Source organism: Streptomyces sp. NPDC102258 (genome assembly GCF_055584685.1).
Map to the genome: position 1 here is coordinate 131,062 of NZ_JBVJLO010000001.1, position 26,113 is coordinate 157,174.

Annotated in this window: 22 protein-coding genes; 13 read left to right on the forward strand and 9 right to left on the reverse strand. The window is 73.1% G+C overall.

What is annotated here, in order from left to right; genetic code table 11:
• Positions 1-54: 54 nt before the first annotated feature.
• Positions 55-3,357 (forward strand): bifunctional lysylphosphatidylglycerol synthetase/lysine--tRNA ligase LysX, encoded by a 3,303-nt coding sequence (lysX, locus tag ACZ6ZT_RS00595; RefSeq protein ID WP_469714155.1) that lies wholly within the window; start codon positions 55-57, stop codon positions 3,355-3,357.
• Between the two features lie 91 nt (positions 3,358-3,448).
• Positions 3,449-4,351, forward strand: coding sequence for a polysaccharide deacetylase family protein (locus ACZ6ZT_RS00600; protein WP_469714157.1), 903 nt, complete (start codon positions 3,449-3,451; stop codon positions 4,349-4,351).
• A gap of 49 nt (positions 4,352-4,400) precedes the next feature.
• Here ACZ6ZT_RS00600 and ACZ6ZT_RS00605 read toward each other — a convergent pair whose 3' ends face one another.
• Entirely contained in the window at positions 4,401-5,066 is a 666-nt protein-coding gene (locus ACZ6ZT_RS00605) for a class F sortase (RefSeq protein ID WP_469714159.1), read from the reverse strand.
• Between the two features lie 352 nt (positions 5,067-5,418).
• Here ACZ6ZT_RS00605 and ACZ6ZT_RS00610 point away from each other — a divergent pair, with 352 nt between their 5' ends.
• Entirely contained in the window at positions 5,419-5,919 is a 501-nt protein-coding gene (locus ACZ6ZT_RS00610; RefSeq protein WP_469714161.1) for a hypothetical protein, read from the forward strand.
• Positions 5,920-5,965: 46 nt separating this feature from the next.
• Here the strand turns inward: ACZ6ZT_RS00610 and ACZ6ZT_RS00615 are convergent, their stop codons facing one another.
• From ACZ6ZT_RS00615 to ACZ6ZT_RS00625, 3 genes are all read right to left on the reverse strand, one after another.
• Positions 5,966-6,697, reverse strand: coding sequence for a hypothetical protein (locus ACZ6ZT_RS00615; protein WP_469714163.1), 732 nt, complete (start codon positions 6,695-6,697; stop codon positions 5,966-5,968).
• 193 nt (positions 6,698-6,890) lie between these two features.
• Positions 6,891-7,661: a bestrophin-like domain gene (locus ACZ6ZT_RS00620; RefSeq protein WP_469714165.1), complete on the reverse strand. Its 771-nt coding sequence runs from the start codon at positions 7,659-7,661 to the stop codon at positions 6,891-6,893.
• Positions 7,662-7,735: 74 nt separating this feature from the next.
• Positions 7,736-8,395, reverse strand: a complete 660-nt coding sequence (locus ACZ6ZT_RS00625) for a hypothetical protein (RefSeq protein WP_469714167.1) — start codon at positions 8,393-8,395, stop codon at positions 7,736-7,738.
• A 326-nt stretch (positions 8,396-8,721) separates the two neighbouring features.
• Here ACZ6ZT_RS00625 and ACZ6ZT_RS00630 point away from each other — a divergent pair, with 326 nt between their 5' ends.
• Together ACZ6ZT_RS00630 and ACZ6ZT_RS00635 are read left to right on the forward strand one after the other, a co-directional pair.
• Positions 8,722-9,552: an SAM-dependent methyltransferase gene (locus tag ACZ6ZT_RS00630; RefSeq protein WP_469714170.1), complete on the forward strand. Its 831-nt coding sequence runs from the start codon at positions 8,722-8,724 to the stop codon at positions 9,550-9,552.
• A 134-nt stretch (positions 9,553-9,686) separates the two neighbouring features.
• Complete coding sequence (locus ACZ6ZT_RS00635; RefSeq protein WP_469714987.1) at positions 9,687-11,843, forward strand: putative bifunctional diguanylate cyclase/phosphodiesterase; 2,157 nt, start codon at positions 9,687-9,689, stop codon at positions 11,841-11,843.
• Between the two features lie 89 nt (positions 11,844-11,932).
• On the opposite strand, the gene ACZ6ZT_RS00640 is transcribed toward ACZ6ZT_RS00635, so the two are convergent.
• A complete protein-coding gene (locus ACZ6ZT_RS00640; RefSeq protein ID WP_469714173.1) occupies positions 11,933-13,000 on the reverse strand; it encodes an FAD-dependent monooxygenase in 1,068 nt (355 codons plus the stop codon).
• 105 nt (positions 13,001-13,105) lie between these two features.
• Between ACZ6ZT_RS00640 and ACZ6ZT_RS00645 the strand changes: the two genes are divergently transcribed.
• A complete protein-coding gene (locus ACZ6ZT_RS00645) occupies positions 13,106-13,777 on the forward strand; it encodes a TetR/AcrR family transcriptional regulator (protein WP_469714177.1) in 672 nt (223 codons plus the stop codon).
• A gap of 82 nt (positions 13,778-13,859) precedes the next feature.
• On the opposite strand, the gene ACZ6ZT_RS00650 is transcribed toward ACZ6ZT_RS00645, so the two are convergent.
• Positions 13,860-14,738, reverse strand: coding sequence for a LysR family transcriptional regulator (locus ACZ6ZT_RS00650; protein WP_469714179.1), 879 nt, complete (start codon positions 14,736-14,738; stop codon positions 13,860-13,862).
• Positions 14,739-14,833: 95 nt separating this feature from the next.
• Between ACZ6ZT_RS00650 and ACZ6ZT_RS00655 the strand changes: the two genes are divergently transcribed.
• The 5 genes from ACZ6ZT_RS00655 (at position 14,834) to ACZ6ZT_RS00675 (ending at position 20,343) form a co-directional block, all read left to right on the forward strand.
• Positions 14,834-15,538 (forward strand): succinate dehydrogenase, encoded by a 705-nt coding sequence (locus ACZ6ZT_RS00655; RefSeq protein WP_469714180.1) that lies wholly within the window; start codon positions 14,834-14,836, stop codon positions 15,536-15,538.
• A 2-nt stretch (positions 15,539-15,540) separates the two neighbouring features.
• Positions 15,541-17,490, forward strand: coding sequence for a fumarate reductase/succinate dehydrogenase flavoprotein subunit (locus tag ACZ6ZT_RS00660; protein WP_469714182.1), 1,950 nt, complete (start codon positions 15,541-15,543; stop codon positions 17,488-17,490).
• The gene (locus tag ACZ6ZT_RS00665) at positions 17,487-18,227 is read left to right on the forward strand and encodes a succinate dehydrogenase/fumarate reductase iron-sulfur subunit (RefSeq protein WP_469714184.1); all 741 of its coding nucleotides are present in this window, start codon (positions 17,487-17,489) and stop codon (positions 18,225-18,227) included. The genes ACZ6ZT_RS00660 and ACZ6ZT_RS00665 overlap by 4 nt, the downstream gene beginning before the upstream one ends.
• A gap of 190 nt (positions 18,228-18,417) precedes the next feature.
• Positions 18,418-19,068, forward strand: a complete 651-nt coding sequence (locus tag ACZ6ZT_RS00670; protein WP_469714185.1) for a hypothetical protein — start codon at positions 18,418-18,420, stop codon at positions 19,066-19,068.
• Positions 19,069-19,191: 123 nt separating this feature from the next.
• The gene (locus ACZ6ZT_RS00675) at positions 19,192-20,343 is read left to right on the forward strand and encodes a serine hydrolase domain-containing protein (protein ID WP_469714187.1); all 1,152 of its coding nucleotides are present in this window, start codon (positions 19,192-19,194) and stop codon (positions 20,341-20,343) included.
• A 63-nt stretch (positions 20,344-20,406) separates the two neighbouring features.
• Here ACZ6ZT_RS00675 and ACZ6ZT_RS00680 read toward each other — a convergent pair whose 3' ends face one another.
• Entirely contained in the window at positions 20,407-22,815 is a 2,409-nt protein-coding gene (locus ACZ6ZT_RS00680) for an excinuclease ABC subunit UvrA (RefSeq protein WP_469714189.1), read from the reverse strand.
• Between the two features lie 18 nt (positions 22,816-22,833).
• Positions 22,834-23,823, reverse strand: coding sequence for an MsnO8 family LLM class oxidoreductase (locus ACZ6ZT_RS00685; RefSeq protein ID WP_469714191.1), 990 nt, complete (start codon positions 23,821-23,823; stop codon positions 22,834-22,836).
• Positions 23,824-23,903: 80 nt separating this feature from the next.
• Between ACZ6ZT_RS00685 and ACZ6ZT_RS00690 the strand changes: the two genes are divergently transcribed.
• On the forward strand, positions 23,904-24,398 hold the full coding sequence (locus tag ACZ6ZT_RS00690; protein ID WP_469714194.1) for a phosphatase domain-containing protein: 495 nt from the start codon (positions 23,904-23,906) through the stop codon (positions 24,396-24,398).
• A 35-nt stretch (positions 24,399-24,433) separates the two neighbouring features.
• On the opposite strand, the gene ACZ6ZT_RS00695 is transcribed toward ACZ6ZT_RS00690, so the two are convergent.
• Positions 24,434-24,649, reverse strand: coding sequence for a dodecin (locus ACZ6ZT_RS00695; protein ID WP_469714989.1), 216 nt, complete (start codon positions 24,647-24,649; stop codon positions 24,434-24,436).
• A gap of 172 nt (positions 24,650-24,821) precedes the next feature.
• Between ACZ6ZT_RS00695 and ACZ6ZT_RS00700 the strand changes: the two genes are divergently transcribed.
• Positions 24,822-26,087, forward strand: coding sequence for an extracellular solute-binding protein (locus ACZ6ZT_RS00700; RefSeq protein ID WP_469714991.1), 1,266 nt, complete (start codon positions 24,822-24,824; stop codon positions 26,085-26,087).
• Positions 26,088-26,113: the final 26 nt, after the last annotated feature.

Below are 26,113 nucleotides of genomic sequence, written 5' to 3' on the forward strand. Positions count from 1 at the left end.
GAGGTTAGGCGGTTCGCCGCGCGGACCCGCGCCGCCCTCCCTACAGTGCCAAGCATGAGTGCCACGCTGGAGGAGACCCGGGGAACCCGAAACCGCTTCCTGAAACGGGTCCCGGACGCCTTCGGGGCGTTCTTCGGGGCACTCGGCCTGCTCTGCGCGCTGCTCTCGCTCTCCCCGGTCCTGCGCAGGCTGCTGCGGCCCGCGGTGGAAGTCCTCGACGCGTTCGTGGTGCCGGTCAGCGCCAACCTCGCGTACGCCGTCTTCCTCTTCCTGCTCGCCGCCGCGCTCGGCGCGCGCAAGAAGATCGCCTGGTGGATCGTCGTCACCTACCTGGCCCTGCTGCTCCTGGTCGACGTACTGATCATCGCGGACGGGGACCTCTGGGTCGGCGGCCCCTCCATGGCCATCGCCGTCGCCGCCCTCGCCGTCCTGATCGCCGCCCGCAGCGAGTTCTACGCCGCCTCCCGCCCCGGAGCCGTCTGGCGGGCGATGCTCGTGCTCGGCCTCGGACTGCTCGCCGCCGTCCTCCTCGGCTGGGGCCTGGTGGCCCTCTTCCCCGGCACCCTGCCCAAGGGCCAGTGGCTGGACTGGGCCGCCAAACAGGTCTTCGGCGGCCTCTTCTCCGCCCGCCAGTTCGACGGCCGCCCGCCCCGACCGATCTACTTCCTCCTCGGCCTCTTCGGCGCCCTCGCCCTGCTGAACGCCGCCGCCACGCTCTTCCGCTCGCAGCGGCTCACCGCCGCCCTGCACGGCGACGAGGAACCCCGCATCCGCGCCCTGCTCGGCGCCTACGGGCGGGCCGACTCCCTCGGCTACTTCGCCACCCGGCGCGACAAGGCCGTCGTCTTCGCCCCGAACGGCAAGGCCGCCGTCACCTACCGGGTCGAGGCCGGGGTCTGCCTCGCCAGCGGCGACCCCGTCGGCGACCCCGCCGCCTGGACCCCCGCCATCGACGCCTGGCTGGCCGTGGCCCGCCGCTACGGCTGGCAGCCGGCCGTGATGGGCGCCTCCGAGGACGGGGCGACCGCGTACGCCCGCTCCGGGCTCAGCGCCCTCCAGCTCGGCGACGAGGCCATCCTGCACGTCGCCCGCTTCGACCTCGACGGCCGCGACATGCGCGTCACCCGCCAGGCCGTCAACCGGGTCCGGCGCACCGGGGCCACCACCCGCATCCGCCGCCACTGCGCCCTCTCCGAGGACGAGATGCGGATCATCGTGGACCGGGCCGACCGCTGGCGCGACACCGAGACCGAACGCGGCTTCTCCATGGCCCTCGACCGGCTCGGCGACGCCGCCGACGGAGACTGCCTGCTCGTGGAGGCCTACGACGCCGCCGGCGAGCTGATCGCCCTGCTCTCCTTCGTCCCCTGGGGCCGCGACGGCATCTCCCTCGACCTGATGCGCCGTGACCGCTCCGCCCCCAACGGCGTCATGGAGTTCATGGTCGCGGAGCTGTGCGCCGCCGCCCCCGGTCTCGGCGTGCGCCGGATCTCGCTCAACTTCGCCGTGTTCCGCTCCGCCTTCGAGGAGGGCGGCCGGATCGGCGCCGGCCCCGTCCTGAAGCTGTGGCGCCGGCTGCTGCTCTTCTTCTCCCGCTGGTGGCAGCTGGAGGCCCTGTACCGCTCCAACGTGAAGTACGGGCCCGAGTGGTACCCCCGCTTCCTCTGCTACCAGGACGCCGGCTCGCTCGCCCGCGTCAGCCTCGCCTCCGGCATCGCCGAGGGCTTCGTCTCCGTACCGAGCATGCGCACCCTCTGGGGCCGGGGCCACCCCAAGGGCCTCACCGCCCCCGCCAACACCGCCGAGCTGCCCTCCCTGGACTCCCTCGTTCTGGACCTCGTGGGGGAGGACGGGACGCGGGCGCGGCAGGAGCGCCTGCCCGACCAGGTGCGCGTGCGGCACGCCAAACTGGACCGCATCCGCGCCTCGGGCACCGACCCCTACCCGGTCGGGATCCGGCAGCGCACCCATACCGTCGCCCAGCTGAGGGCCGCCCATCCCGGCTACCCGCCCGGCGCCCGCACCGGCGAAGAGGTCACCCTCGCCGGACGGGTCATGGTCGTCCGCGACCTCGGCGGCGTCGTCTTCGCCGTACTGCGCGACTGGACCGGCGACACGCAGCTGATGTTCACCCGCGACGAGAGCGGCCCCGACGTCCTGGACGCCTTCACCTCCCAGGCCGACTTCGGCGACCACGTCGTGGCGAGCGGGGAGGTCGGAACCAGCCGCCGCGGCGAGCTGTCGGTGGTCGTCGCCTCCTGGCAGCTCACCGGCAAGTGCCTGCGCCCCCTGCCCGACAAGCGCAAGGGCCTGGCCGATCCCGAGGCCAAGGTCCGCCGGCGCTACCTCGACCTCGTCGTCAGCCCCGGCGCGCGGGACGTCGTACGCGCCCGCTCCAGCGCGGTGCAGGCACTGCGCCAGGGCCTCCTCGACCGCGGCTACCTGGAGGTCGAGACCCCGATGCTCCAGCAGATCCACGGCGGGGCCAACGCCCGCCCCTTCCGCACCCACATCAACGCCTACGACCTGGACCTCTACCTGCGCATCGCACCCGAGCTCTACCTCAAGCGGCTGTGCGTCGGCGGCATGGAGAAGGTCTTCGAGATGGGCCGCACCTTCCGCAACGAGGGCGTCTCCTACAAGCACAACCCCGAGTTCACGATGCTGGAGGCCTACCAGGCCTTCGCCGACTACGACGTCATGCTCGACCTGACGCGCGAACTCATCCAGGGCGCCGCCACCGCCGCCTTCGGCTCCCCGATCGCGCACAAGGCGGGCCCCGACGGCAAGCTCGTCGTCCACGACATCTCCGGCAGCTGGCCGGTCAAGACGATGTACGGGGCGATCAGCGAGGCCCTCGGCGAGGAGGTCGACGCCGACACCGAGGAGCCGGTCCTGCGCCGGCTCTGCGACGCGGCCGGGGTCCCGCACGCGCCGGAGGACACCCGGGGCGACGTGGTCCTGGAGATGTACGAGCGGCTGGTGGAGGAACGTACGAAACTCCCCACCTTCTACAAGGACTTCCCCACCGACGTCTCCCCGCTCACCCGCCAGCACCGCAAGGACCCCCGGCTGGCGGAGCGCTGGGACCTGGTGGCCTTCGGCACCGAACTGGGCACCGCCTACTCGGAGCTGACCGACCCCGTCGAGCAGCGGCGGCGCCTGACCGCCCAGTCGCTGCTGGCGGCGGGCGGCGACCCGGAGGCGATGGAACTCGACAACGACTTCCTCGACGCCCTGGAGTACGCGATGCCGCCCACCGGCGGCCTCGGCATCGGCGTCGACCGGCTGGTCATGTTCCTCACCGGCCTCACCATCCGCGAGACGCTGCCGTTCCCCCTGGTGCGCCGGAGCTGACCGCGCCCCCGGCTGGTCCGAGCGGGTGAGGGGGACGGGGCGCGTCCGCGCCCCCCGGCCACTTCGGCACAGTCGTTGATACGTAGTAAGAATGACAAATGACGAGCTGACAGTAGGGCGACGCGTGCTCCTGCGTACCGCCGTCTTCCTCGGAATCGCCGCCGCTTCCGGCATGCTCAGCGGAGGCGAAGCCGGCACACCGGCGCCGGGCAGCCCCGGCAGCCCCGGCCCCGGCGGGGCCGCCCCGGCCGCGGGCCCCGGCGCCGCGAACGCCGCCGGACCGCCCGGACTGAGCGCCGCGGGCCTGCCCGAGAAGTCCTACCGGCTGCGGCCGATGACCGCCGAGTCCCCCGCCCGGCCGCCCGCCGCCAAGCCCGCCGTCCGTACCCGGCCCATCCTGGAACTGCCCGCCGGCGCCCGCACCGGCCAGGCGATGGTCCTCACCTTCGACGACGGACCCGACCCCCGCTACACCCCCGCGATCCTGGACACCCTCGCCCGGTACGGGGTCCGCGCGATGTTCTTCGTCTGCGGAGAGATGGCCACCGACAACCGCGACCTGCTGCGCCGGATGGTCTCCGAAGGCCACGTCATCGGCAACCACACCTGGACGCACCCGCTGATCCCCTCGCTCGGCCGGGAGGCCCTCGAAGCGGAGATCGGGCGCACGAGCGACGTCGTCCAGCAGTGCGTGGGGGAGGCCCCGGTGTGGTTCCGGGCGCCCTACGGGGCCTGGAACCGGGCGGCCTTCGAGATCGGCGCCGACCTCGGCATGGAGCCGATGGCCTGGACCGTGGACACCCTGGACTGGACGGAACCCGGCACCACCACCATCGTCTCCCGGGCCCTGGAGGGGGCCGCTCCCGGGGCGATCGTGCTGAACCACGACGCCGGCGGCAACCGGTCGCAGAGCGTCCAGGCGGTCGCGACGTACCTGCCCCAGCTGCTGGCGCGCGGCTACCGGATGACGCTGCCCACCCTGCCGCCCCGCTGACGGCGGCGGGGCGGCAGGGTGGGCCGGGGCCCGCCGAGGAGCAGCGTCCTCAGCGGGCCTCCACCATGCGGGCGAACACGACGACGTTCCCGTCGTAGCCCTTCGCCTTCGAGTAACCGCCCCCGCAGGTGATCACCCTCAGTTCCGGGTGCCCGGTGTCCCCGTACACCCGGGCACCGGGGAAGGCGTCCTTGGCGAACACCTCGACGCCGTACACCTCGAAGACGGCCGTCCGGCCGTCGTAGCGCTCCACCTCGATGCGGCTGCCCTGCCGGAGCGAGCCCAGCCCGTAGAAGACGGCCGGGCCCTGCGCGTTGTCCACGTGGCCCACGATCACCGCCGACCCCTGCTGGCCCGGCGAGATGCCGTTGAGGTACCAGCCGGCCAGGTTGCGGTCCTGGGGCGGCGGCGCGTCGATCCAGCCCTGCGCGTCCAGCCCGACGGTCATCACCGGCGCGTCCACGCTGATGGCCGGAATCCGGATGCGCTGCACCGACGAGTGATCCAGCACCTCCATGCCCGGCGGCGGCGTGGGCGGATGCGCCGGCAGCTGGTCGGCGCGCACGGCGACCGCCGCCGCCGCCGTCGGCTGCGGCGGTCCGTCCTCGACGTTCGCCCCGTTCCTCATCATGGCGAGGCCGCTGAGCATGACCAAGGCGAGCGCCCCCCAGGGGGAGCGTCTCCTCTTCGGCAGCTCGCTCTCGTCCAAGAGCATGGCTCTCCCTTCCCGACGCGGGGGTCCCGACCCGCGTTCCAGTCCCACCCCGGTACGCCCTTCTTCCCGCACGCTAAGGCCGCGTCGACGGGACGGCGATCGGGGAGGGGCGAACGGGTGGTGCGTCCGTAAGGGGTGCGCCCATCCAGGTAATCGTCACATAAACGCCTGACGGCTCGTGACCTGCGGATCCGTCAGATGATCGGACCATGTGTCGGCGTGTCGCTCAACCGGGCGGCCCAAAGGCGGAAATGCGCTGGTTGCGGACCGGACCGAGGGTTCGTGATGGGAGGCGTTCTCGTCGATCTGCCCGGGCCACCGCTCCGGGGCGCTTCCCGCTGGAGGTTCCACCATGCGTGTTTTCCGCGCTCTCACCGTGACCGCGGCCGCCTGCGCCGCGATCGGGCTCAGTGCCACGTTCGCCTCCGCGAACCCCCCGCAGGGCGGCGGGAACGGGCCCAGCAACGTCACGGTCAACCCGTACTCGGTGCACCAGGGCGCCTCGATGCAGGTCAGCGCCGCCGGCTGCAACCGCGGCGGCACGGTCTGGTCGCACGGCAACTTTCCACAGACCAACCTGTCGGCCGGCTCCATCGGCTTCGCGACCGTCCGGATCTTCAACCACGCCTCGCCGGGCCACCACACCCTCTCCGTCAAGTGCCACGACAACAACCTCGTCGCCACGCACCGCTTCACGATCCTGGCGGGCAACGGCGCACAGGGCGGCATCGGCGGCTCCTTCGGCCCGTCCACCGCCGAGACGGCCATCGGCGCGAGCCTCGTCGGCGCCGCGGCGCTGGGCGCCGGCGCGCACGTGGTCCGGCGCCGCCGCCCGGTCGGCTCGCGGGTCTGACGGCTGACGGGTCCCGCCGCCACCCCGCCGCCCCCGGGCCGGCGGCTCAGTGGCGGCGGGCCGCCGTCGCGCGTCGGCGCAGCGCGTACGCCGTACCGGCCGACGCGGCGAGGAACAGGGCCGTTCCCGCGCGGAGTTCCAGCCGATCGGCGCCGGTCACGCTGCCGCCGAGGCCGCCGCGTACGCCGAGGGAGGCCGCGGGGGCCGCCGGGGTCGTCGCGCCGCGCGCCGTGGCGGTGCGTACGGGTGTGGGGCGTACGGGGCTGGGGCGGACGGGCGCGATACCGGCCGGTACCGAGCGGACGGGTGCGGGCGTCGGGCGGGTGGTGGCGGGGGCCGGGACGGATGTGGGCGCCGACGGACGAACCGGGGTCCTGGGGCCCGCGGTGGAGCTGGTGGTGGGCTTCGACGTGGCGCCGCCGGCGATGGTGAGGTTCGTGGAACCGGTCTCGCCGTTGCAGGTGAAGGAGACGGAGTACTGGGCTCCGCGCCGGGCGTCCCGGTCCACCGTGATCCGGGCGGTCCCCCCGCGCGCGATGCGCACGGTGTCGAAGATCCCGGAGGAGGCGGTGGCGTACGCGGCACCGCAGCCGCTGACGGAGAGCACCGCCTGACCGCCGGGTGCGACCGTCGAGGGGGTGATGGTGAAGCCGAACGAGGTGACGGGCGCCCCCTCGGCCGCCCGGGCGGCGGACGCGCCGGACAGGCCGAGCGCGAGTCCGGCGCACGTGGCACCGGCGCTCAGCAGGGCTGTGGCGGAGCTGCGTATCGCACCCATGGTCGGTTCTCCGGATCCCCGAGGAGCAGTCGCGCAGCGTTTGCGCACGTGAGGGGTCGTGCACCTCGATGTCCGCCACGCTAGGCGCGGCGCCGGGGACCCGCGATCAGGAACGGGCGAATGGGGCACAGCGGTAGGCCGAACCGGGGACGGACGGCCCGCCCCCGGTTTGGCCGGAACTCCCGTCGCCGGGTCAGTCCTTCAGCCCCAGGTGCGGGAACTGGGCGAAGAAGGGCTCGGCGGTGGCCGCGATGCCCCGGCCGAAGGGGGCGTCGAAATCCCAGATGAGGAACAGCAGGAAGGCGATCAGCGCGCTGAACAGGCCCGCCAGCAGCAGCTCCCGGAACGAGCGGCGGATCTGGAGGGCGAAGATCAGCCCGACCGTCACCAGCGCCCCGGTGATCAGTCCGAACCACACCACGCCGGGCATGGTGGCCCCGGCGCTCTGGCCGCGGGCGTTGCGGGCGTCGTCCACCGCTCCGACCTGGTCCACCAGGGGCTGGTACGCCTGCCCCTCGTGGTCGGTCCGCGGTTCGTAGTCGGTCACGTCGCGGCGGATCCGCTCCAGCAGTTGCGCGCTGTGGTCGTTGAGGTTGCCGCTGTCCGCCATTTCCCGCCATTCCGTGTCGACCACGTACGTCACGTACGCGTCGACGTCGGCGCGGATCCGCTGGCGCACGTCGGGCGGGTAGACCTCGGAGCGGACGCTGATCTCGTGCAGCGCCTGGGCTTCCTGGCGCACGTACTCCTGGGCGGCGCCGCGGCCCTCCCAGACGCCCGCGATCGCCAGGCCGAGCACGATCGCGTAGATCACCCCGATCATCATCGTCATGTACTCGATGACGTCCGGGGTCTCGTTCGGATCGTCGTCCTCGCCGATCCTGCGGTGCTTGAAGAAGACGATGGCCAGGACCACGGCACAGGCCGCGGCCATCGCGAGGGACAGGACGAGCCATTCCGACACGATGACTCCCATTCGGTGGATCGGCGGACCGCGGCGCCGGCGCGGGGGCCGGGCGTAGTCCGGAGGGGGAAGGCCTAGCGCGGGCGCAGCGCGACGATCGCGAGCACGGCGGGGGCCGCGGTCATGAGGGTGAAGGTGACCGGCGAGATGTGGTGCTCGACGGGCTTGCGGACGGTGGGGGAGTGGTACGCGGGGCGGGCCACGTGCTTCGGCGGGGCGGACGGGGGCGGCGCCGGGGGTGTGGGGGCCGGGGCGGGCTCCGGTGGCGGTGGCGGTGGCGTGGGCACCCGGGGCGGCGGGGGCGGTACGGGGGCCGGTGCGGGCGGCCTGGGCGGCGCCGGCTTCGGCGGGGGTGGTGGGGGCGGCGGGGGCTTGGGGGTGGGTGTCGGGGCCGGCTTCGGCGGGGTGGGCGTGGGAGTGGGGGTCGGCGGGGGCGTGGGCGTCGGGGTGGGCTCCGGCGGGCAGGGCGGGGGAGGCGGCGGCGGGCAGTGGTGGCCGCCGTGGCCGCCCCCGTGGCCGCCGTGGCCGCCGTGATGTCCGCCGTGATGTCCGCCACCCCCGCCGGTTCCGCCCGCGCCGCCGCCGACGGCCACGGACACCTCAAGGGCGCCGCCGCCGTCGCCGGCGTCGATCGACACGTAGGCGCAGCTATCGGCCACGGCCGGCGTGGCGGACAGCGCCGCCCACAGCAGGACCGGGACCGCCAGCAGGCGCCGGGCACAGGCTCTGTTCACTGGGGGAGCATGGGGCCGCGCGCGCCCGCGCGCGGGGGTCACGGAGCCGATTCGCCTGAACGTGCGTAGTTCGGACCGTAGAGGTTTGAGCCAGCTTCGGAAGGCGTCCGGCCGCCCACCGTTCCATTCTCAAAAGGTATTTGTCGGTTTCTTCGCCGAGGTCGACCGGACCTGCACGTGCCTTTGGTGTGTGACCAAGAACGGACCGCCAATTTCCGCTTTTACTCGCTCCGTTGGGCAATGATCAGTACATTCGGCTCGGACAGGAGTCCGAGGCACGTCCCACCCCCCGGACGGACCGGCACGACTACGGCTTGGAGACCCCGATGGAACGCCCCGCCTGGGCCCCGCCAGGCATCGACATATCGGTGCCGAGCGTGTCCCGTATCTACGATTACTACCTGGGCGGCTCCCACAATTTCGAGGTCGACCGCCAGGCCGCCCGCCGGGCCATGGAATTCATGCCGGGGCTTCCCAAGGTCATGCAGGCCAACCGGGCATTCATGCGCCGCGCCGTCCGGCACGCCGTGGCCGAGGGCATCACGCAGTTCCTCGACATCGGCTCCGGCATCCCCACCTTCGGCAACGTGCACGAGGTCGCCCACGCCGCGAGTCCCGAGGCCCGCGTGGTCTACGTCGACCACGACCCGGTGGCCGTTGCCCACAGCCAGGCCGTCCTCGCCGGCCACGACCGCACCGGCGTGGTCGCCGCCGACCTGCGCAAGCCCCAGGACATCCTGACCGCCGACGAGGTCGTCCGGCTGCTGGACCCGGAGCGGCCCGTCGCCCTGCTGCTCGTCGCCGTGCTGCACTTCCTGGAGGACGCGGACGAGCCGTACGAGGCCGTGGCGCGGCTGCGCGACGCGCTGGCGCCCGGCAGCATGCTGATCCTCACCCACGCCTCGTACGAGGGCATTCCGCTCACCGAGGAGGTCGCGGGCGGGATGGTCGACGTCTACCGGGACATCCGCAACCCGCTCGTCATGCGCAGCCACGAGCGGATCTCCGGCTTCTTCGACGGGTTCGAGCTGCTGGAGCCGGGTCTGGTGTCCATGCCGGACTGGCGGCCGGACCGCACCGGGCCCCTCGCCGAGGGGGAGGAGCCGGAAGACCCGTACGCCTTCTCGGGCTACGGCGGCGTGGGACGCAAGCCGTGAGACTGCCCGCTCCGACCCCGCCGCCCGCCACCCCGGCGGCCGACCGCACGACGGCACCGCAGGACCCGGCGACCCCGGCTCCGCGCCCGCCCGCGCATCCCGCACCGCCCGGCCCGCACCAGGGCCGGGCGCCGCTGCGCGAGCCGCGGAGCGGTCTGGAGGACCGGATCGCGCGCTTCGCGACCATCTGGGGGCGGGCGATCTTCCCCGTCACGGCCACCTCCCTGACCCGCCCCGAGTTCGAACAGCACCTCGTCCCGCTCACCCGGACCCTGACCGAGGCCCTGCACGCCCGGCCCTTCGACGCGGGCGTCGCCCAGCGGGTCGGCGCCGAACTCGTCGCCGTGCACTGCACCGACCCCGAGGCCCTCGCCGGCACCCTCGGGGTGGTCGAGTCGTACCTGGTGCTCTACTGCGGTCCGGACGGGGCCGGGAGCGAGAGCACCGAGGAGTACCGCTCCCGCTGTGCCCGGCTCCAGCACGGCATCGCGGCCGGATTCGCGCGCGCCCTGCGCGAGCGGACCCTGAAGGAGCAGGAGGCCATCGCCCGCTCCGCCCTGACGGCCCGCATCGACGCCCAGCAGGCCCTGCACGCCAGCGAGGAACGCTTCCGGGCCGTCTTCGAGGGCGCCGCCGTCGGGATCGGCATCGCCGACCTGGCGGGCAACGTCCTGGAGGTCAACGACGCCCTGCTGAAGATGTTCGGCGGCCTGGAGGGACACGTCCGGGGCCGCAACGTCAGCGAGTGGGGCCACCCCGACGACACCCCGCACGTCTGGCGGATGTACGGGGAGCTCGTGCGTGGGGAGCGCGAGCACTACCGGGTGGAGAAGCCCTACTACCGGCACGACGGCACCGTCCTCTGGACGAACCTGACGGTCTCCCTGTTGCGGGACGCCGACGGCGTCCCCCAGTACCAGCTGGCCCTCATGGAGGACACCACCGAACGCCGGCTGCTCAACCTGCGCCTGCGCTACGAGGCCACCCACGACGCGCTGACCGGCCTGCCCAACCGGACGCTGTTCTTCGAGCGGCTGGAGAAGGCCCTGGCCGGGGCCCCCGGCTCCCGCTTCGGCCTGTGCTACCTGGACCTCGACGGCTTCAAGGCGGTCAACGACAGCCTCGGCCACTCGGCGGGGGACCGGCTGCTGGTCGAGGTGGCCGACCGCCTGCAGAGCTGCGCGACCGGACCGGGCGAGGTGATCGCCCGCCTCGGCGGCGACGAGTTCGTCGCCCTCACCACCGGCCCCGCCGCCGACAGCGAGGAGAAGGTGACCGACCTCGCGGTCCGCATCCTCTCCGCCCTGTCCACCCCCATCCGGCTGGAGGGCCGGGAGCTGACGGTCCGCGGCAGCATCGGCATCGTCGAGGGCCGGTCGGGCGAACGCACCCCGGCGGAGGTGCTGCGCAGCGCCGACATCACCATGTACCGGGCCAAGGCGGCCGGCGGCAACCGCTTCGAGTTCGCCGACGCGGAGGCCGACGCCCGCGCCATCACCCGGCACGGGCTGACCAACGCCCTGCCCGCGGCCCTGGAACGCGGCGAGTTCTTCATCGAGTACCAGCCGCTGGTGCACATGCACGACGGCAGCGTGCACGGCGCCGAGGCACTGGTGCGCTGGTCGCACCCGCAGCACGGGGTGCTCGGCCCGGACCGCTTCATCCCGCTCGCGGAACGCACCGGGCTCATCGTGCCGCTCGGCCGCTGGGTCCTGGAGGAGTCCGTCCGCCAGGCCCGCGCCTGGCAGCGCGAGCACGGCGGCTCGGCCCTGCGCGTCAACGTCAACCTCTCGCCGACGCAGCTCCACCACCCGGGCCTGGTCGCCGACACCGTACGGGTCCTGGAGAGCTCGGGCCTGGCCCCGGGCGCGCTGTGCCTGGAGGTCACCGAGTCGGCGCTGATCGGGGCCGACGACGAACTCCTGGAACCCCTTCGCCGGCTCGCGGCCCTCGGCGTCGACATCGCGCTCGACGACTTCGGCACCGGCTACTCGAACCTGGCCAACCTGCGCCGCCTGCCCGTCAGCGTCCTCAAGCTGGACCGCTCCTTCACCCAGGGGATGCAGCAGCAGCCGGCCAACCCCGTCGACGTCAAGATCGTGGAGGGCATCGTCGCCCTGGCCCACAGCCTCGAACTCGCCGTGACGGTCGAGGGGGTGGAGACCGGCGTTCAGGCGGCCCAGCTGCGCGCCCTGGGCTGCGACACCGCCCAGGGCTGGTACTACGCCCGCCCCGGCGCCCCCGACCGCATCCACACCCTCTCCCTCTCGGACGCGATCACGACCCCCTGACCCGGCCGTCCCGACCCGGCCGCACGGCCCGGCCCGACCCGACCCGGCCCGATTGTCCGGCTCCCAGCTGACCCAGCCCGGCCCCGCGGTCAGTCGAGTCCGGCTTCGGTGCCCCGGCCGGGTTCGCGGACGGCGGCCAGCACGCGGTGGTGCCGGGCCGTGGTGTCGCGCAGGACGTCCGACGCCGCGGGCAGCCGTTCGGCTTCGTAGGCGTCGAGCCCCTCCTCTCCGCCAGGACCGGCCAGGGCTGTCGCGAGGGTCCGCCCGAGGGCCACCGCGTCCTGGATGCCGGTCTTCATGCCCAGCCCGCCGGCTATCGGGTGCACATGCGCCGCGTCCCCGGCGAGGAAGGCCCGGCCCGCGCGCATCCGGGGAGCCATCCGGACGTTGACCCGCCACTGCGATATCCAGGTGGGCTCCGTCAGCCGTATTCCCGGCATCCGGGCGTGCCGGTCGAAGAGCCGCTGGAAGCCCTCCAGCGTCGGGGGCAGGGTCCGGCCGTCCTCGTCGAGTTCGGGCGAGGCCTGGAGCTGGAAGGAGTCCGTCCCCGGCATCGGGCAGAGCAGGATGCCGCCGCCGTCGGAGGTGAACCACTGGTGCCAGTACGCGCGGCTCAGGCCGGGGGCCCGCACGTCCCCGAGCACCATCGTCGTCGCGTCCTCGGAGTCCCCTTCGAAGGGGATCCCGAGCAGCCCCCGGGTGGCGCCGCGGCCGCCGTCGCACCCGGCGAGGTAGCCAGCGTGGACCGAACGGCCGTCGGACAGCCGGGCGGTGATCCCCTCGGTGTCCTGCGTGATGCCGACGACCCGGGCCCCGTACTCGGTCCGTACGCCGAAGCCGGCGAGCCGCTCGCGCAGTACCTCCTCGACCTGCCACTGGGGGATGAGAAGCCCGCTGCCCGCCGGTGTATCGGCGACGTGGACGCCGTCGAAGTACTTGCGCAGGACCAGGTCCGTGGTGCCCAGGGCGAAGAGCCGCTCCGCGGTGCCCAGCCGGCCGAAGACATCCAGGCTGTCCGGGGTGAGGCCCTTGCCGCGCGACTCGCGGTGCGGGCCCGGCCGTTCGTCGAGGAGGCGGACGCGGACGCCCCGGAGGGCGAGGTCGCACGCCAGGGTCAAGCCGGTGGGGCCGGAGCCCACGATCACCACGTCGGTCATCGGATGTCCTCTCGTCGTCGTTGACTCAAGGCAAGCGCCTCGCGTGAGAAAAAGCAACCCGGTAATGAAATTGACTCGGTAATGAAAATGGGGTACCTTGTGAGCATGGACAAGACGACGGGTCTGCGCGAGAGCAAGAAACTGCGTACGCGCCGCCAGCTGGCGGCCACGGCGCTGGAACTCTTCCTGGAACGGGGCTTCGACGCCGTGTCCGTGGCCGATGTGGCCGCGGCGGCGGAGGTGTCCAAGCCCACCCTGTTCCGGTACTTCCCGAGCAAGGAGGACCTGCTGCTCGACCGGTTCGCCGACCACCAGGACGAGGCGGCCCGCATCGTGCGCGCCCGGGAGCCCGGCAGAACGCCGGTGCGGGCGGTGCGCGAGCACTTCCTGGCGGCCCTCGCGGAGCGCGATCCCATCACCGGCCTCTGCGACCATCCAGACGTGCTCGCCTTCCAGGGCCTGCTGTACACCACCCCCAGCCTGGAGTCGCGGATGGCGCACTACACGGCGCGCGAGGTGGAGCTGCTCGCCGCCGTCCTGGAGGCGGAGTCGGTCCTCCCGCTCACCGCCCGCCTGGCGGCGCTCCAGCTGGTGTCGGTCCGCCAGGAGCTGGGCCGGGAGAACTGGCGCCGCATGGCCGCCGGTCAGAGCGCCGACGAGGCCTACCCGGCGGCCCTCACCGACGCCGATGCCGCCTTCGCCCTCCTGGCGGACGGCCTCGACAGAGCCCTGCCGCCCCGCCCGGAACCGGCGGCCGAGCCCCATGCGGCGGTGTAGGAAGGCCCGGGTCGGGGCCCCGGCACCCTCGCCGGCGCCCGCGCCGGCGAGTACCCCGCCCCGTCCGGCCCGCCGTGGGGGCTCAGCCGACCAGCATGCGCTTGAGTTCGCGGGCGGCGCGCGGGGGCGCCACGTCCGTGCGGTGGGCCAGGGCGATCGTGCGGCGCAGCGGGGAGCCCGCGAGGCGGGTGGCGCGCAGCCCCGGGTCGGCCTGGTCGACGACCATGGCCGGGACCACCGCGATGCCCAGCCCCGCCCGCACGAAGCCCAGGACCGCGTCCATCTCGCCGCCCTCCACCGTGAACACCGGCTCGAAGCCCGCCGCCCGGCAGGCCGTCACCGTCAGGTCCCGCAGGTCGTAGCCGTGCCGGAACATCACCATGGGCTCGTCGCGCAGATCGGCGAGAGACAGCTCCCGGCCGCCCGCCGGGGGCGGGAGGGCGGCCGACGAGACCACCACCAGGTCCTCCGTCAGCAGCTCCACCGTCGTCAGGGCGGGCGCGGAGGGCGGCAGCGGCAGCGCGATCAGCGCCAGGTCCAGGACCCCGCGCGCGAGTTCCCGTACGAGGTCGAGCGAACCGCTCTCCTCGATCAGCAGCTCGATCCCCGGATGCGCCGTGTGGAAGGCCCGCAGGACGGCGGGCAGCAGCCCCGTGCACACACTCGGCGTCGCCCCCAGCCGCACCCGCCCGCGCCGCAACTGCGCCAGCTCCTGCACCTCCAGCCGCGCGGTATCCGCGTCGGCCAGGATCCGGCGGGCCAGCGGCAGCAGCGCCTCGCCCGCGTCGGTGAGCGTGATGTTCCCCCGGGCGCGGCTGAAGAGCTCGGCCCCCAGTTCCCGTTCCAGGGCCTTGATCTGCTGGGACAGCGAGGGCTGTGCCACGTGCTCGCGCTCGGCGGCGCGGGTGAAGTGCCGGGTCTCGGCGACGGCCACGAAATAGAGGAGCTGCTGGAACTGCATCCGCCCAGGTTAGCGCCCACGATAGGGAGCGGCTATCGAGATCAGCTCTTCCATGTCTTGGACCTTTCGGGACTTTGGTCCCTACGGTCTAGGGCATGGCTCTGGCAACGCGGACGGCCCGACGGCCGTCCACCCCGCGCACCGTCTGGGACTCCACTCTCGGCAAGAAGTCCGTGATGGCCGTCTCCGGCCTGATCATGCTCGGCTACCTCGTCGTGCACATGCTCGGCAACCTCAAGATCTTCTTCGGGCCGGAGGAGTTCAACGGCTACGCCCACTGGCTGCGCACCCTCGGCTCCCCCTTCCTGCACCGCGAGTGGGCCCTGTGGACCGTCCGCGTGGCGCTGGTCGCCGCCGTCGTCGCCCACGCCGTCTGCGCCTACCAGCTCAGCCGCCGCGACATCAAGGCCCGCCCGGTGAAGTACGCCCACCGGCGCCGCCGGGCGAGCTACGCCACCCGCACCATGCGCTGGGGCGGCGTCATCCTCGCCCTCTTCATCGTGTGGCACCTCCTCGACCTGACCACCCTCACCGTCAACGAGCGCGCCTGGGCCGGTCACCCGTACGAGAACGTCCTGGCCACCTTCTCCACCTGGTACGGCAACACGATCTACCTCGTGGCGATGGCCGCCCTCGGCCTGCACGTCCGCCACGGCTTCTGGAGCGCCGCCCAGACCCTCGGCGCGGGCCGCGCCCGGCGCGAGCGGACGCTGAAGTTCCTGGCCAACGCCCTGGCCCTCGTCCTCTTCGCGGGCTTCGTGTCCGTCCCCGTCGCCGTCATGACCGGAGTGGTGAGCTGACCATGACCGAGTACACCCACTACACCACCGGCGAACCGATCGCCGACACCAAGGCCCCCGGCGGCCCGATCGCCGAACGCTGGGACCGCCGCCGCTTCGAGGCCCGGCTCGTCAACCCCGCCAACCGCCGCAAGCACCGCGTCATCGTCGTCGGCACCGGCCTGGCGGGCGGCGCGGCCGGCGCCACCCTCGCCGAGCAGGGCTATCAGGTCGTCCAGTTCTGCTTCTCCGATTCGCCCCGCCGCGCGCACTCCATCGCCGCGCAGGGCGGCATCAACGCCGCGAAGAACTACCGCAACGACGGGGACTCCGTCCACCGCCTGTTCTACGACACCGTCAAGGGCGGCGACTTCCGCGCCCGCGAGTCCAACGTCCACCGCCTCGCCCAGATCTCCGTCGAGATCATCGACCAGTGCGTCGCCCAGGGCGTCCCCTTCGCCCGCGAGTACGGCGGCCTCCTCGACACCCGCTCCTTCGGCGGCGTCCAGGTCTCGCGCACCTTCTACGCCCGCGGCCAGACCGGACAGCAGCTGCTGCTCGGCGCCTACCAGGCGCTGTCCCGCCAGATCGCCGCCGGCAACGTCGAGATGCACGCCCGCACCGAGATGCTCGACCTGATCACCGTCGACGGCGTGGCCCGCGGCATCGTCGCCCGCGACCTGGTCACCGGCCGGATCTCCACGTACTACGCCGACGCCGTCGTCCTCGCGAGCGGCGGCTACGGCAACGTCTTCTACCTCTCCACCAACGCCATGAACTCCAACGCGACCGCCATCTGGCGGGCGCACCGGCGCGGTGCCCACTTCGCCAACCCCTGCTTCACCCAGATCCACCCCACCTGCATCCCGCGCACCGGCGAGCACCAGTCCAAGCTCACCCTGATGAGCGAGTCGCTGCGCAACGACGGCCGGATCTGGGTCCCCCAGGCCAAGGGCGACACCCGCCCCGCCGCGGAGATCCCCGAGCACGAGCGCGACTACTACCTGGAGCGCATCTACCCCTCCTTCGGCAACCTCGTGCCCCGCGACATCGCCTCCCGCGCCGCGAAGAACGTCTGCGACGAGGGCCGCGGCGTGGGCCCCGGCGGCCAGGGCGTCTACCTCGACTTCGCCGACGCCATCCGCCGCATGGGCCGGGACAAGGTCGCCGAGAAGTACGGAAACCTCTTCGAGATGTACGAGCGGATCACCGCCGAGGACCCGTACGAGGTCCCCATGCGGATCTACCCCGCCGTGCACTACACGATGGGCGGCTTGTGGGTCGACTACGACCTCCAGACCACCGTCCCCGGCCTCTTCGCGATCGGCGAGGCCAACTTCTCCGACCACGGCGCCAACCGCCTCGGCGCCTCCGCCCTCATGCAGGGCCTCGGCGACGGCTACTTCGTCCTCCCCTCCACCATCAACGACTACCTGGCCCGCCACCCGCACCACGAGCAGGTCGACGACAGCCACCCCGAGGCCGCGGCCGCCGTGCGCGAGACCCGCGACTGCCTCGCCACGCTGCTCGCCGTCGACGGCGACCGCACCCCCGACTCCTTCCACCGGGAGATCGGTGAACTGATGTGGGAGTACTGCGGAATGGCCCGCACCGAGGAGGGCCTGCGCAAGGCGCTCGCCCGCATCCCGGAGATCCGCGCGGAGTTCTGGCGACGGATCAAGGTCCCCGGCGGCGGCCAGGAGTTCAACCAGTCCCTGGAGAAGGCCAACCGCGTCGTCGACTACCTCGAACTCGCCGAGCTGATGTGCCTCGACGCCCTCCACCGCGCCGAGTCCTGCGGCGGCCACTTCCGCGAGGAGTCCCAGACCCCGGACGGCGAAGCCGCCCGCCGCGACGAGGAGTTCGGCTACGCGGCCGCCTGGGAGTACCGCGGCACCGGAGCCGCACCCGTCCTGCACAAGGAAGACCTCGTCTTCGAGTACGTCCACCCCACCCAGCGGAGCTACGCATGAAGCTCACCCTGCGCGTCTGGCGCCAGCAGAACGCCGACGCCCCCGGCGCCATGGCCTCCTACGAGGTCGACGGCATCTCGAAGGACATGTCCTTCCTGGAGATGCTCGACACCCTCAACGAGGACCTCATCCTGCGCGGCGAGGATCCGGTCGCCTTCGACCACGACTGCCGCGAGGGCATCTGCGGCGCGTGCAGCCTCGTCATCAACGGCGACGCGCACGGCCCCGAACGCACCACCACCTGCCAGCTCCACATGCGCTCCTTCGCCGACGGCGACACCATCGACGTCGAACCCTGGCGGGCCTCGGCCTTCCCCGTGGTCAAGGACCTGGTCGTGGACCGCAGCGCCTTCGACCGGATCATCCAGGCCGGCGGCTACATCACCGCGCCGACCGGATCCGCGCCCGAGGCCCACGCCACCGCCGTGCCCAAGCCCGCCGCCGACTCCGCCTTCGAGCACGCCGAGTGCATCGGCTGCGGCGCCTGCGTGGCGGCCTGCCCCAACGGCTCCGCGATGCTGTTCACCTCCGCCAAGGTCAACCACCTCGGCGTGCTTCCGCAGGGCTCGCCCGAGCGCGAGACCCGGGTGCTGGACATGGTGGCCCGGATGGACGACGAGGGCTTCGGCGGCTGCACCCTGACCGGCGAGTGCGCCACGGCCTGCCCCAAGGGCATCCCGCTGCCGTCGATCGCCGCGATGAACAAGGAGTGGCTACGCGCCCTCCGCAAGCGCTGACCGGCCGGGCGCGCCGGGAGCCGGCCGGGGCCGGGGTCAGAGCCGGGGCCAGAGCCGTTCACGGCCGGCGCCGTCCACGGCCGGTGCCGTCCGCCGATCGGCTGATCCGATCGGCCGACCGGGCGCCCGTACCGGCGCGTACGCCGCGCCGCGCCCCGGGCGGGCGCGGCCCGTGCGGTTCAGTGGCCCCATGCCACAAGCCCCCGCCGGGTCCGGACCGCGCCGACGCAGCGTGCTGGCCGCCGCCCTCGCACCCCTGGCGGCGGCCGGGTGCACCGCCGGGGAGGCGCGCCGCGGGCCGGCCCCGGGCCCGCAGCCGTCCGTGAAGGACGCCCTCGTCATGGTGATCCGACACGCCGAGAAGCCGTATCCCGGGGACACCGCCGAGGACGACGACGGCGTCCCGCACCCCGGCTCCCTCGCCGGCCGGGGCGTGCGCCGCGCCGAGGAGCTGCACCAGCTGTTCGCGCCGTCCGAGCACGCCCGCCTGCCCCGGCCCGCCGCGCTGTTCGCGACCGGCGGGCCGGCCGGTGCCCCCGTCCGGTGCAAGCAGACCCTGGAGCCGATGGCCCACGCCCTGCGGATGCCCGTACGCGGTGAGTTCGCCCTCGGCGGCGAGGCGGACCTGGCGCGGGCCGTGCTGGGGTCCCGGATGCCCGTCCTCGTCTGCTGGGAGGACAGCGGCGTCCCCCGTCTGCTGCGCGCCCTCGGCGCGGACCGGATCCTGGGCCTGCCCCCGTACTGGCCCGATCGCTACGACCTCGTCTGGACCTTCACCCGTACCCAGGGGCAATGGAGCTTCCGGGAACTGGCGCAGCACCTTCTGCCCGGGGATGCCTGAGACCGGGGGCTATCCCCACCCACGGGCCGGGCGGTAGCGGGATCGTCCGCCGCGCCCCCGTCGGGAATCGTTGGGCCCACCACACACCGTGGCTTTCCCGATGATTCCCCAAGGAGTTGGCCCGTGCGCGAGCAGACCAAGCAGAGGTTCCGGTTCCGTTCCACGACGGCGGCGGTGGCCGTGGGCGCCGTCGTACTGAGCGTCCTGGCACCCACCGCGGCGTTCGCCGCCGGGCCGGGCGCCGGGCCCGACGCCGTCCAGCGCGGACTGACCGCCCTCGTACGCTCCGACGGCCAGCCCGCCGCCCTCGCGACCGTCACGGATGCCAAGGGCCACGCCCGCACCTACACCGCGGGCGTCGGGGACATAGCCACCGGCGCGAAGGTGCCCGGCGACGGCCAGGTGCGCATAGGCAGCAGCACCAAGACGTTCACCGCGGTGGTCGTGCTCCAGCTGGTCGCCGAGGGGAAGGTCGACCTCGACGCGACGGTCGACACGTACCTGCCGGGCCTGGTCCGCGGCAAGGGCATCGACGGGAACAAGATCAATGTCCGGCAGCTGCTCCAGCACACCAGCGGACTCCCCGACTACGAGGACCTCATCGACGAGGACGTCCTGCACGGCCGCTACCTCGAACCCCGTGACCTCCTCGACCGTGCCCTCGGGCGCGAAGCCCTCTTCGCCCCCGGCGAGAAGTGGTCCTACAGCAACACGAACTACGTGGTTGCCGGGCTGATCGCGCAGAAGATCACCGGCCGGCCGCTGGGCGAGGAGATCGACCGGCGCGTCATCAAGCCGATCGGCCTGCGCCACACCTACTTCCCCGCCGCCGGCGACATGACCATCCGCGAACCCCACCCGCACGGCTACCAGCGCGACGCCCCGGGCGCGCCGCTGCGCGACGTCACGGCGATCGACCCCTCCGTGGGCTGGGCGGCGGGTCAGATGATCTCCACCAACGCCGACATGAACCGGTTCTACACCGCCCTCCTGGAGGGCCGGCTCCTCAAGGAGCCCCAGCTCACCCAGATGCGCACCACCGTCCCCATCGGGAACACCGGCGCCGGCTACGGCCTGGGGATCATGAGCAGGCCGCTGTCGTGCGGCGGCGTCTACTGGGGCCACGGCGGTGACATCCCCGGTTTCGAGACCCGCGGCGGAGTCACCGACAAGGACCATCGCGCCGTCAACATCGCGGTGACCAGCGTCCCGCCGGACGGCAAGGCCACCGAGCACCTGGAGGACGTCGTGGACACGGCCCTGTGCGGCGGCTGACCCCGACCGCCGCCGCCCGCCGCGTGACCCCCTGACGGCCCAGCGCCCTAACGGCCCAGCGCCCTAACGGCCCAGCGCCCTCGCCAGGTACGGGGCCGTCAGGGCGGCCGCCGAGGAGGCGACCTCGGAGGGCGGGCCGCAGGCCGTCACGCGGCCGCCCTCCGTACCGCCGCCCGGACCCAGGTCGATGACCCAGTCCGCGCCCGCGACCACCTCCATGTCGTGCTCCACGACCACCACCGAATGCCCCGCGTCCACCAGCCCGTGCAGCTGTCCCAGCAGCACCCGCACATCGGCCGGGTGCAGACCCGTCGTCGGTTCGTCCAGCAGGTACAGGGTGTGGTCCCGGCGCAGCCGCTGCAGTTCCGTCGCCAGCTTGATGCGCTGCGCCTCGCCGCCCGAGAGCTCCGTGGCGGGCTGTCCCAGCCGCAGGTACCCCAGCCCGATGTCCGCCAGGGCCCGCAGGCTGCGCTCGGCCGCCGGAACCCCCGAGAAGAACTCCGCGGCCGCCTCCACCGTCAGAGCGAGCACCTCCGCGATGTCCAGCCCGCAGTAACGCACCTCCAGCGTCTCGGGGTTGTACCGGGCACCCCCGCAGGCGGGGCAAGGGGCGTACGTACTGGGCAGGAAGAGCAGCTCGACCGAGACGAAACCCTCGCCCTGGCAGGTCTCGCAGCGGCCGCCCGGCACGTTGAAGGAGAACCGGCCGGCCTTCCAGCCGCGCGCCTTCGACTCCGGGAGGGCGGTGAACAGCCTGCGCACGACGTCGAACAGCCCCGTGTAGGTGGCCAGGTTGGAGCGGGGCGTGCGCCCGATCGGCTTCTGGTCGACCTCCACCAGCCGCCGCACCGGGAAGTCCGGCTCCGCCAGCCGCCCTTCGGCCTCCCGCGCCAGCACCTCCACCAGCGTGGACTTCCCCGAACCGGACACGCCGGTCACCGCCGTGAACACCCCGAGGGGGAACTCCGCCGTCACCCCCCGCAGGTTGTTCCGGTCGACGTCCGTCAGCCGGACCGATCCGGTGGCCGTCCGCACCGGCCGCGGGGCCTGCGCGGGTGTCCCCGCGAACAGGTGGCGGGCCGTCGCCGACTCCGCCACGCCCGCCAGCTCCCCGGGCGGCCCGCTGTACAGCACCCGGCCGCCGTGTTCCCCGGCCAGCGGGCCGACGTCCACCAGCCAGTCCGCGTACCGCACCACGTCCAGGTCGTGCTCCACCACGAAGACGGTGTTTCCGGCCGCCTTGAGCCGGTCCAGTACGCCGAGCAGCGCCTCGGTGTCGGCCGGGTGCAGCCCCGCCGACGGCTCGTCCAGTACGTACACCACCCCGAACAGCCCCGACCGCAGCTGCGTGGCCAGCCGCAGCCGCTGGAGCTCGCCCGCCGACAGCGTCGGGGCGGTCCGGTCCAGGCTGAGGTAACCGAGCCCGAGCTCCACGACCGGCCCGATCCGCGCCCGCAGGTCCTCCGCGAGCACCCGGGCGGCCTCCCCCTGCGGCAGGGCGCCGGAGAGTACGTCGTCCAGCTCGGTCAGCGCCACCCCCGCGAGCTCCGCGATCGTACGGCCCGCAAAGGTCACGGCCAGGGCCTCCGGCCGCAGCCGGCGCCCCCCGCACACCGGGCACGGCGCATCGGTGAGGAACCTCTCGGCGCGCGCCCGCAGGGTGGCGCTCTTGGTGTCCGAGAAGGTCCGCATCACATAGCGGTGCGCGCTCATGTAGGTGCCCTGGTACGGCCGTTGGATCCGGTCGGCATCGCGCACCGGGTGCACGGTGACCACCGGCTGCTCCTCGGTGAACAGGATCCACTCCCGCTCCGCCGCCGGCAGTTCCCGCCAGGGCCGGTCCACGTCGTGGCCGAGCGCCTCCAGCACGTCCCGCAGGTTCTTGCCCTGCCAGGCCCCCGGCCAGGCGGTGATGGCACCCTGACGGATCGACAGGGACGGATCGGGGACGAGCAGTTCCTCGCTGGTGCGGTGGATCCGGCCGAGCCCGGAGCAGGAGGGGCAGGCCCCGGCGGCGGTGTTGGGGGAGAAGGAGTCCGAGTCCAGGCGCGGCGCGCCGGGCGGGTACGTACCGGCCCGGGAGAACAGCATCCGCAGGGAGTTGGAGAGCAGGGTGACCGTACCCACCGAGGAGCGCGAGCCCGGCGAGGAGCGGCGCTGCTCCAGGGAGACGGCGGGCGGCAGCCCGGTCACCGAGTCCACCTTCGGGGCGCCGATCTGGTGGATGAGCCGCCGGGCGTAGGGGGCCACCGACTCGAAGTAGCGGCGCTGGGCCTCCGCGTACAGGGTGCCGAAGGCCAGGGAGCTCTTCCCGGAACCGGAAACGCCGGTGAAGACGGTCAGCGTGTCGCGCGGGATGTCCACGTCGACCCCGCGCAGGTTGTGCTCCCGGGCGCCGCGCACCCGTACGTAGGGATCGACGGCATCGCGTCCGGCGGCGGCGGGGGAGTGGGCGTCGGGGGAGTGGCGCATTCGCCCCAGTTTAGGCCCCTACCCCAGTCTGGCGAGCCGGGCCAGCGCGGCGAAGCTCTCCAGCAGCGCCGTACGGTCGTACGTGGAGGTGGTGACGAGCAGCTCGTCGGCGCCGGTGTCCTGCGCGATCCGGGCGAGTTCCGCCGCGACCCGCTCCGGGGTGCCGGCGACGTGCCCGGTCAGGGCGCCCTCGTACAGTTCGCGCTCCTTGGGGGTCATCTCCAGCGCCTCGACCTCCTCGGCCGGGCGCAGGGGCGGGAAGCTGCCCCGGGTGCGGGAGTGGGCCAGCGCCCAGGCCTCCGGGACGAGGATCCGCCGGGCGGCCTCCTCGGTGGCGGCGACCGCGACGGTGCCGGAGACCAGCACGTGGGGCCGCGCGCACCAGGAGGAGGGGCGGAACTGCTCGCGGTAGCGGCCGATGACCTCCACGACCCGGTCGCGCGCCCGCAGGTCGCCCACCACCAGCGGCAGCCCGGCGCGGGCGGCGATCCCCGCGCCCTCCCCGGTGGCCAGGACGAACGGCGGGATCCGCAGCCCCTCCGCCGGGCGGGCGTGCACCTGCGGGTGGGCGCGCTGGGTGCCGTCGAGCCAGCCAAGCAGCTCGGTCAGCTGCTCCTCGAAGCGGTCGGCGTCCTCGGTGTCCCGGCCCAGGGCGCGGCGGATGCCGCCGGTGAAGCCGACCGAGCGGCCGAGGCCCATGTCGATCCGGCCGGGGAACAGCGACTCCAGGACGCCGAACTGCTCCGCCACCACCAGCGGCTGGTGGTTGGGCAGCATCACCCCGCCCGTGCCGACCCGGATGCGGCGGGTGGCGGCGGCCACGGCGGCGGCCAGGACGGTCGGCGCGGAGCCCGCGACGCCGGGGACGCTGTGGTGCTCCGAGACCCAGAAGCGGTGGTAGCCGAGCTCCTCCGCCACCCGGGCCAGCTCCACGGTGTCGCGCAGCGCCCGCGCGGCGGGCTGCCCCTCACGCGTGCGGGACCGGTCGAGGATCGAGATCTTCTGCATCACACTGCTGTCAACGCCCGCCGCGCGGGATGATTCCCGCCCCCCGCCGGGCGGGGCTGAGTGGCGTTTACGCTGCGGTCATGACAGAGAGCGCACCCCGCAGACCCCTGGCCGTCTTCGACATCGACAACACCCTCGCCGACACCGCCCACCGGCAGCACTTCCTGGAGCGCCGCCCCCGGGACTGGGACGGCTTCTTCGGCGCGGCCCCGGCCGATCCGCCGCTGGCCCGGGGCATCGCGCTGGCGGTGGAGAGCGCGGCCGACTGCGAGGTCGTGTACCTGACCGGCCGCCCGGAGCGCTGCCGGGCGGACACCGCCGACTGGCTGGCCCGGCACGGTCTGCCCGAGGGTCGGGTGTGGATGCGGGGGAACCAGGACCGGCGGCCGGCCCGGCTGACCAAGCTGGACGTGCTGAAGCGCCTCGCGCGGGGCCGCGAGGTCCGGATGCTCGTCGACGACGACGAACTCGTCTGCCAGGCCGCCCGCGCCGCCGGTTTCCGCGTGGTTCTGGCCAACTGGGCGGCCGAGGCGCCGGAGCTCAAGTCCGCCCAGGAGGGCGAGGGGCGCACCTGAGGGAGCCGGCGCGCCCGGTCCGTCCTCCCCGGCCGTCACTCCTCGCCGTCGAGGCGGAAGCCCACCTTCAGTCCTACCTGGTAGTGCGCGACCTGGCCGTTCTCGATGTGTCCGCGTACCTGCGTGACCTCGAACCAGTCCAGGTGGTGGAGGGTCTGGCCCGCACGGGTGATCCCGTTCCGGATGGCCTGATCGATGCCCTCGGGAGAGGTGCCGACGATCTCGGTCACCCGGTAGGTGTGGTTGGACATGGGGGTCTCCCGCCAGTCGTCGCTGTTGCCTTGTTCCACGGTGCCCCAGTACGGCCTGGTCCGCGAACTTTGCGTGAACAATCCCGGGGAGAAGGGGGTTGACCCGCTCATTGGTCTATGCCAATTTCAAGCCATCTGAGATCCATCCCCAGAAGGTGACCCGGTGACCCCCGTGAAGATGCGCTTCCTCGCCCTGTGCACGGCCCTCGCGGCGACCGCCGCCCTGACCGGCTGTGGCGGCCAGTCGGCCGGTTCCGGCGCGGGCTCCGGGAAGGTGACCCTCTGGCTGATGAAGGGCAGCGCCTCGGACGACTTCATCTCGAAGTTCACGGCCGATTTCGAGAAGCAGCACCCCGGCGTCGACCTCGACGTACGGATGCAGGAGTGGAAGGGCATCGGCGACAAGGTCAACGCCGTCCTGGACGGCACGGCCAAGGAGGGCGCCGACGTCATCGAGGTCGGCAACACCCAGGTCGCCCAGTACGTCGAGGCCGGCGGCCTCTCCGAGCTCACCCTCGAAGGCCTGCGCTCGTGGGGCAGCAAGGACTGGCTCCGGGGCCTTTCCGACCCGGGCAGCGTCAACGGGGCCCAGTACGGGGTCCCCTGGTACGCCGCCAACCGGGTGGTCATCTACAACAAGGACCTCTTCGCGACCGCCGGGATCAAGACTCCGCCCAAGACCCGTCAGGAATGGATCGCCGACACCCAGAAGCTCGACAAGGGCGACCAGCAGGGCATCTACCTGCCCGGCCAGAACTGGTACGTCCTCGCCGGGTTCATCTGGGACGAGGGCGGCGAGCTGGCCGTCGAGACGAGCGGCCAGTGGGTCGGCGCCCTCGACGACCCGAAGGCGCTGGCCGGGATGGACTTCTACAAGCAGCTCCAGGGCCTCGGCGACGGCCCCCGGGGCGCCGACGAGGAGACGCCCCCGCAGTCCGAGGTCTTCGCCCGCGGCCAGGTCGCCCAGATCATCGCCCCGCCCGGCCAGGCCGCGCAGATCGAGGCGGCCAACCCCGCGCTCAAGGGCAAGCTCGGCTTCTTCCCCATCCCCGGCAAGACCTCCGAGAAGCCCGGTGCCGTCTTCACCGGCGGTTCCGACCTGATCATCCCGGAGAAGACCGGGCAGCGTGACCGTGCCGTCGACCTGATCACCGCCCTGGTCAGCGAGAAGTGGCAGACGGAACTCGCCCGCACCATGAGCTACGTCCCCAACAAGACCACCCTCGCGCACCTGGTCGACGGCAACGACGGGGCCGCCGCCATGGCCGCCGGCGCCGCCCAGGGCCGGGCCACCCCCAAGTCCGCGCGCTGGGCCGAGGTCGAGGCGAAGAATCCCATCAAGCCGTACATGACGGCGGTGCTGAACGGGCAGGACCCCGCGCAGGCCGCGAAGACGGCCTCGGACACGGTGAGCAAGGTCCTCAGCTCGGACCGCTGAGGCCCGGCCCGGCGGGGCACCGGCCC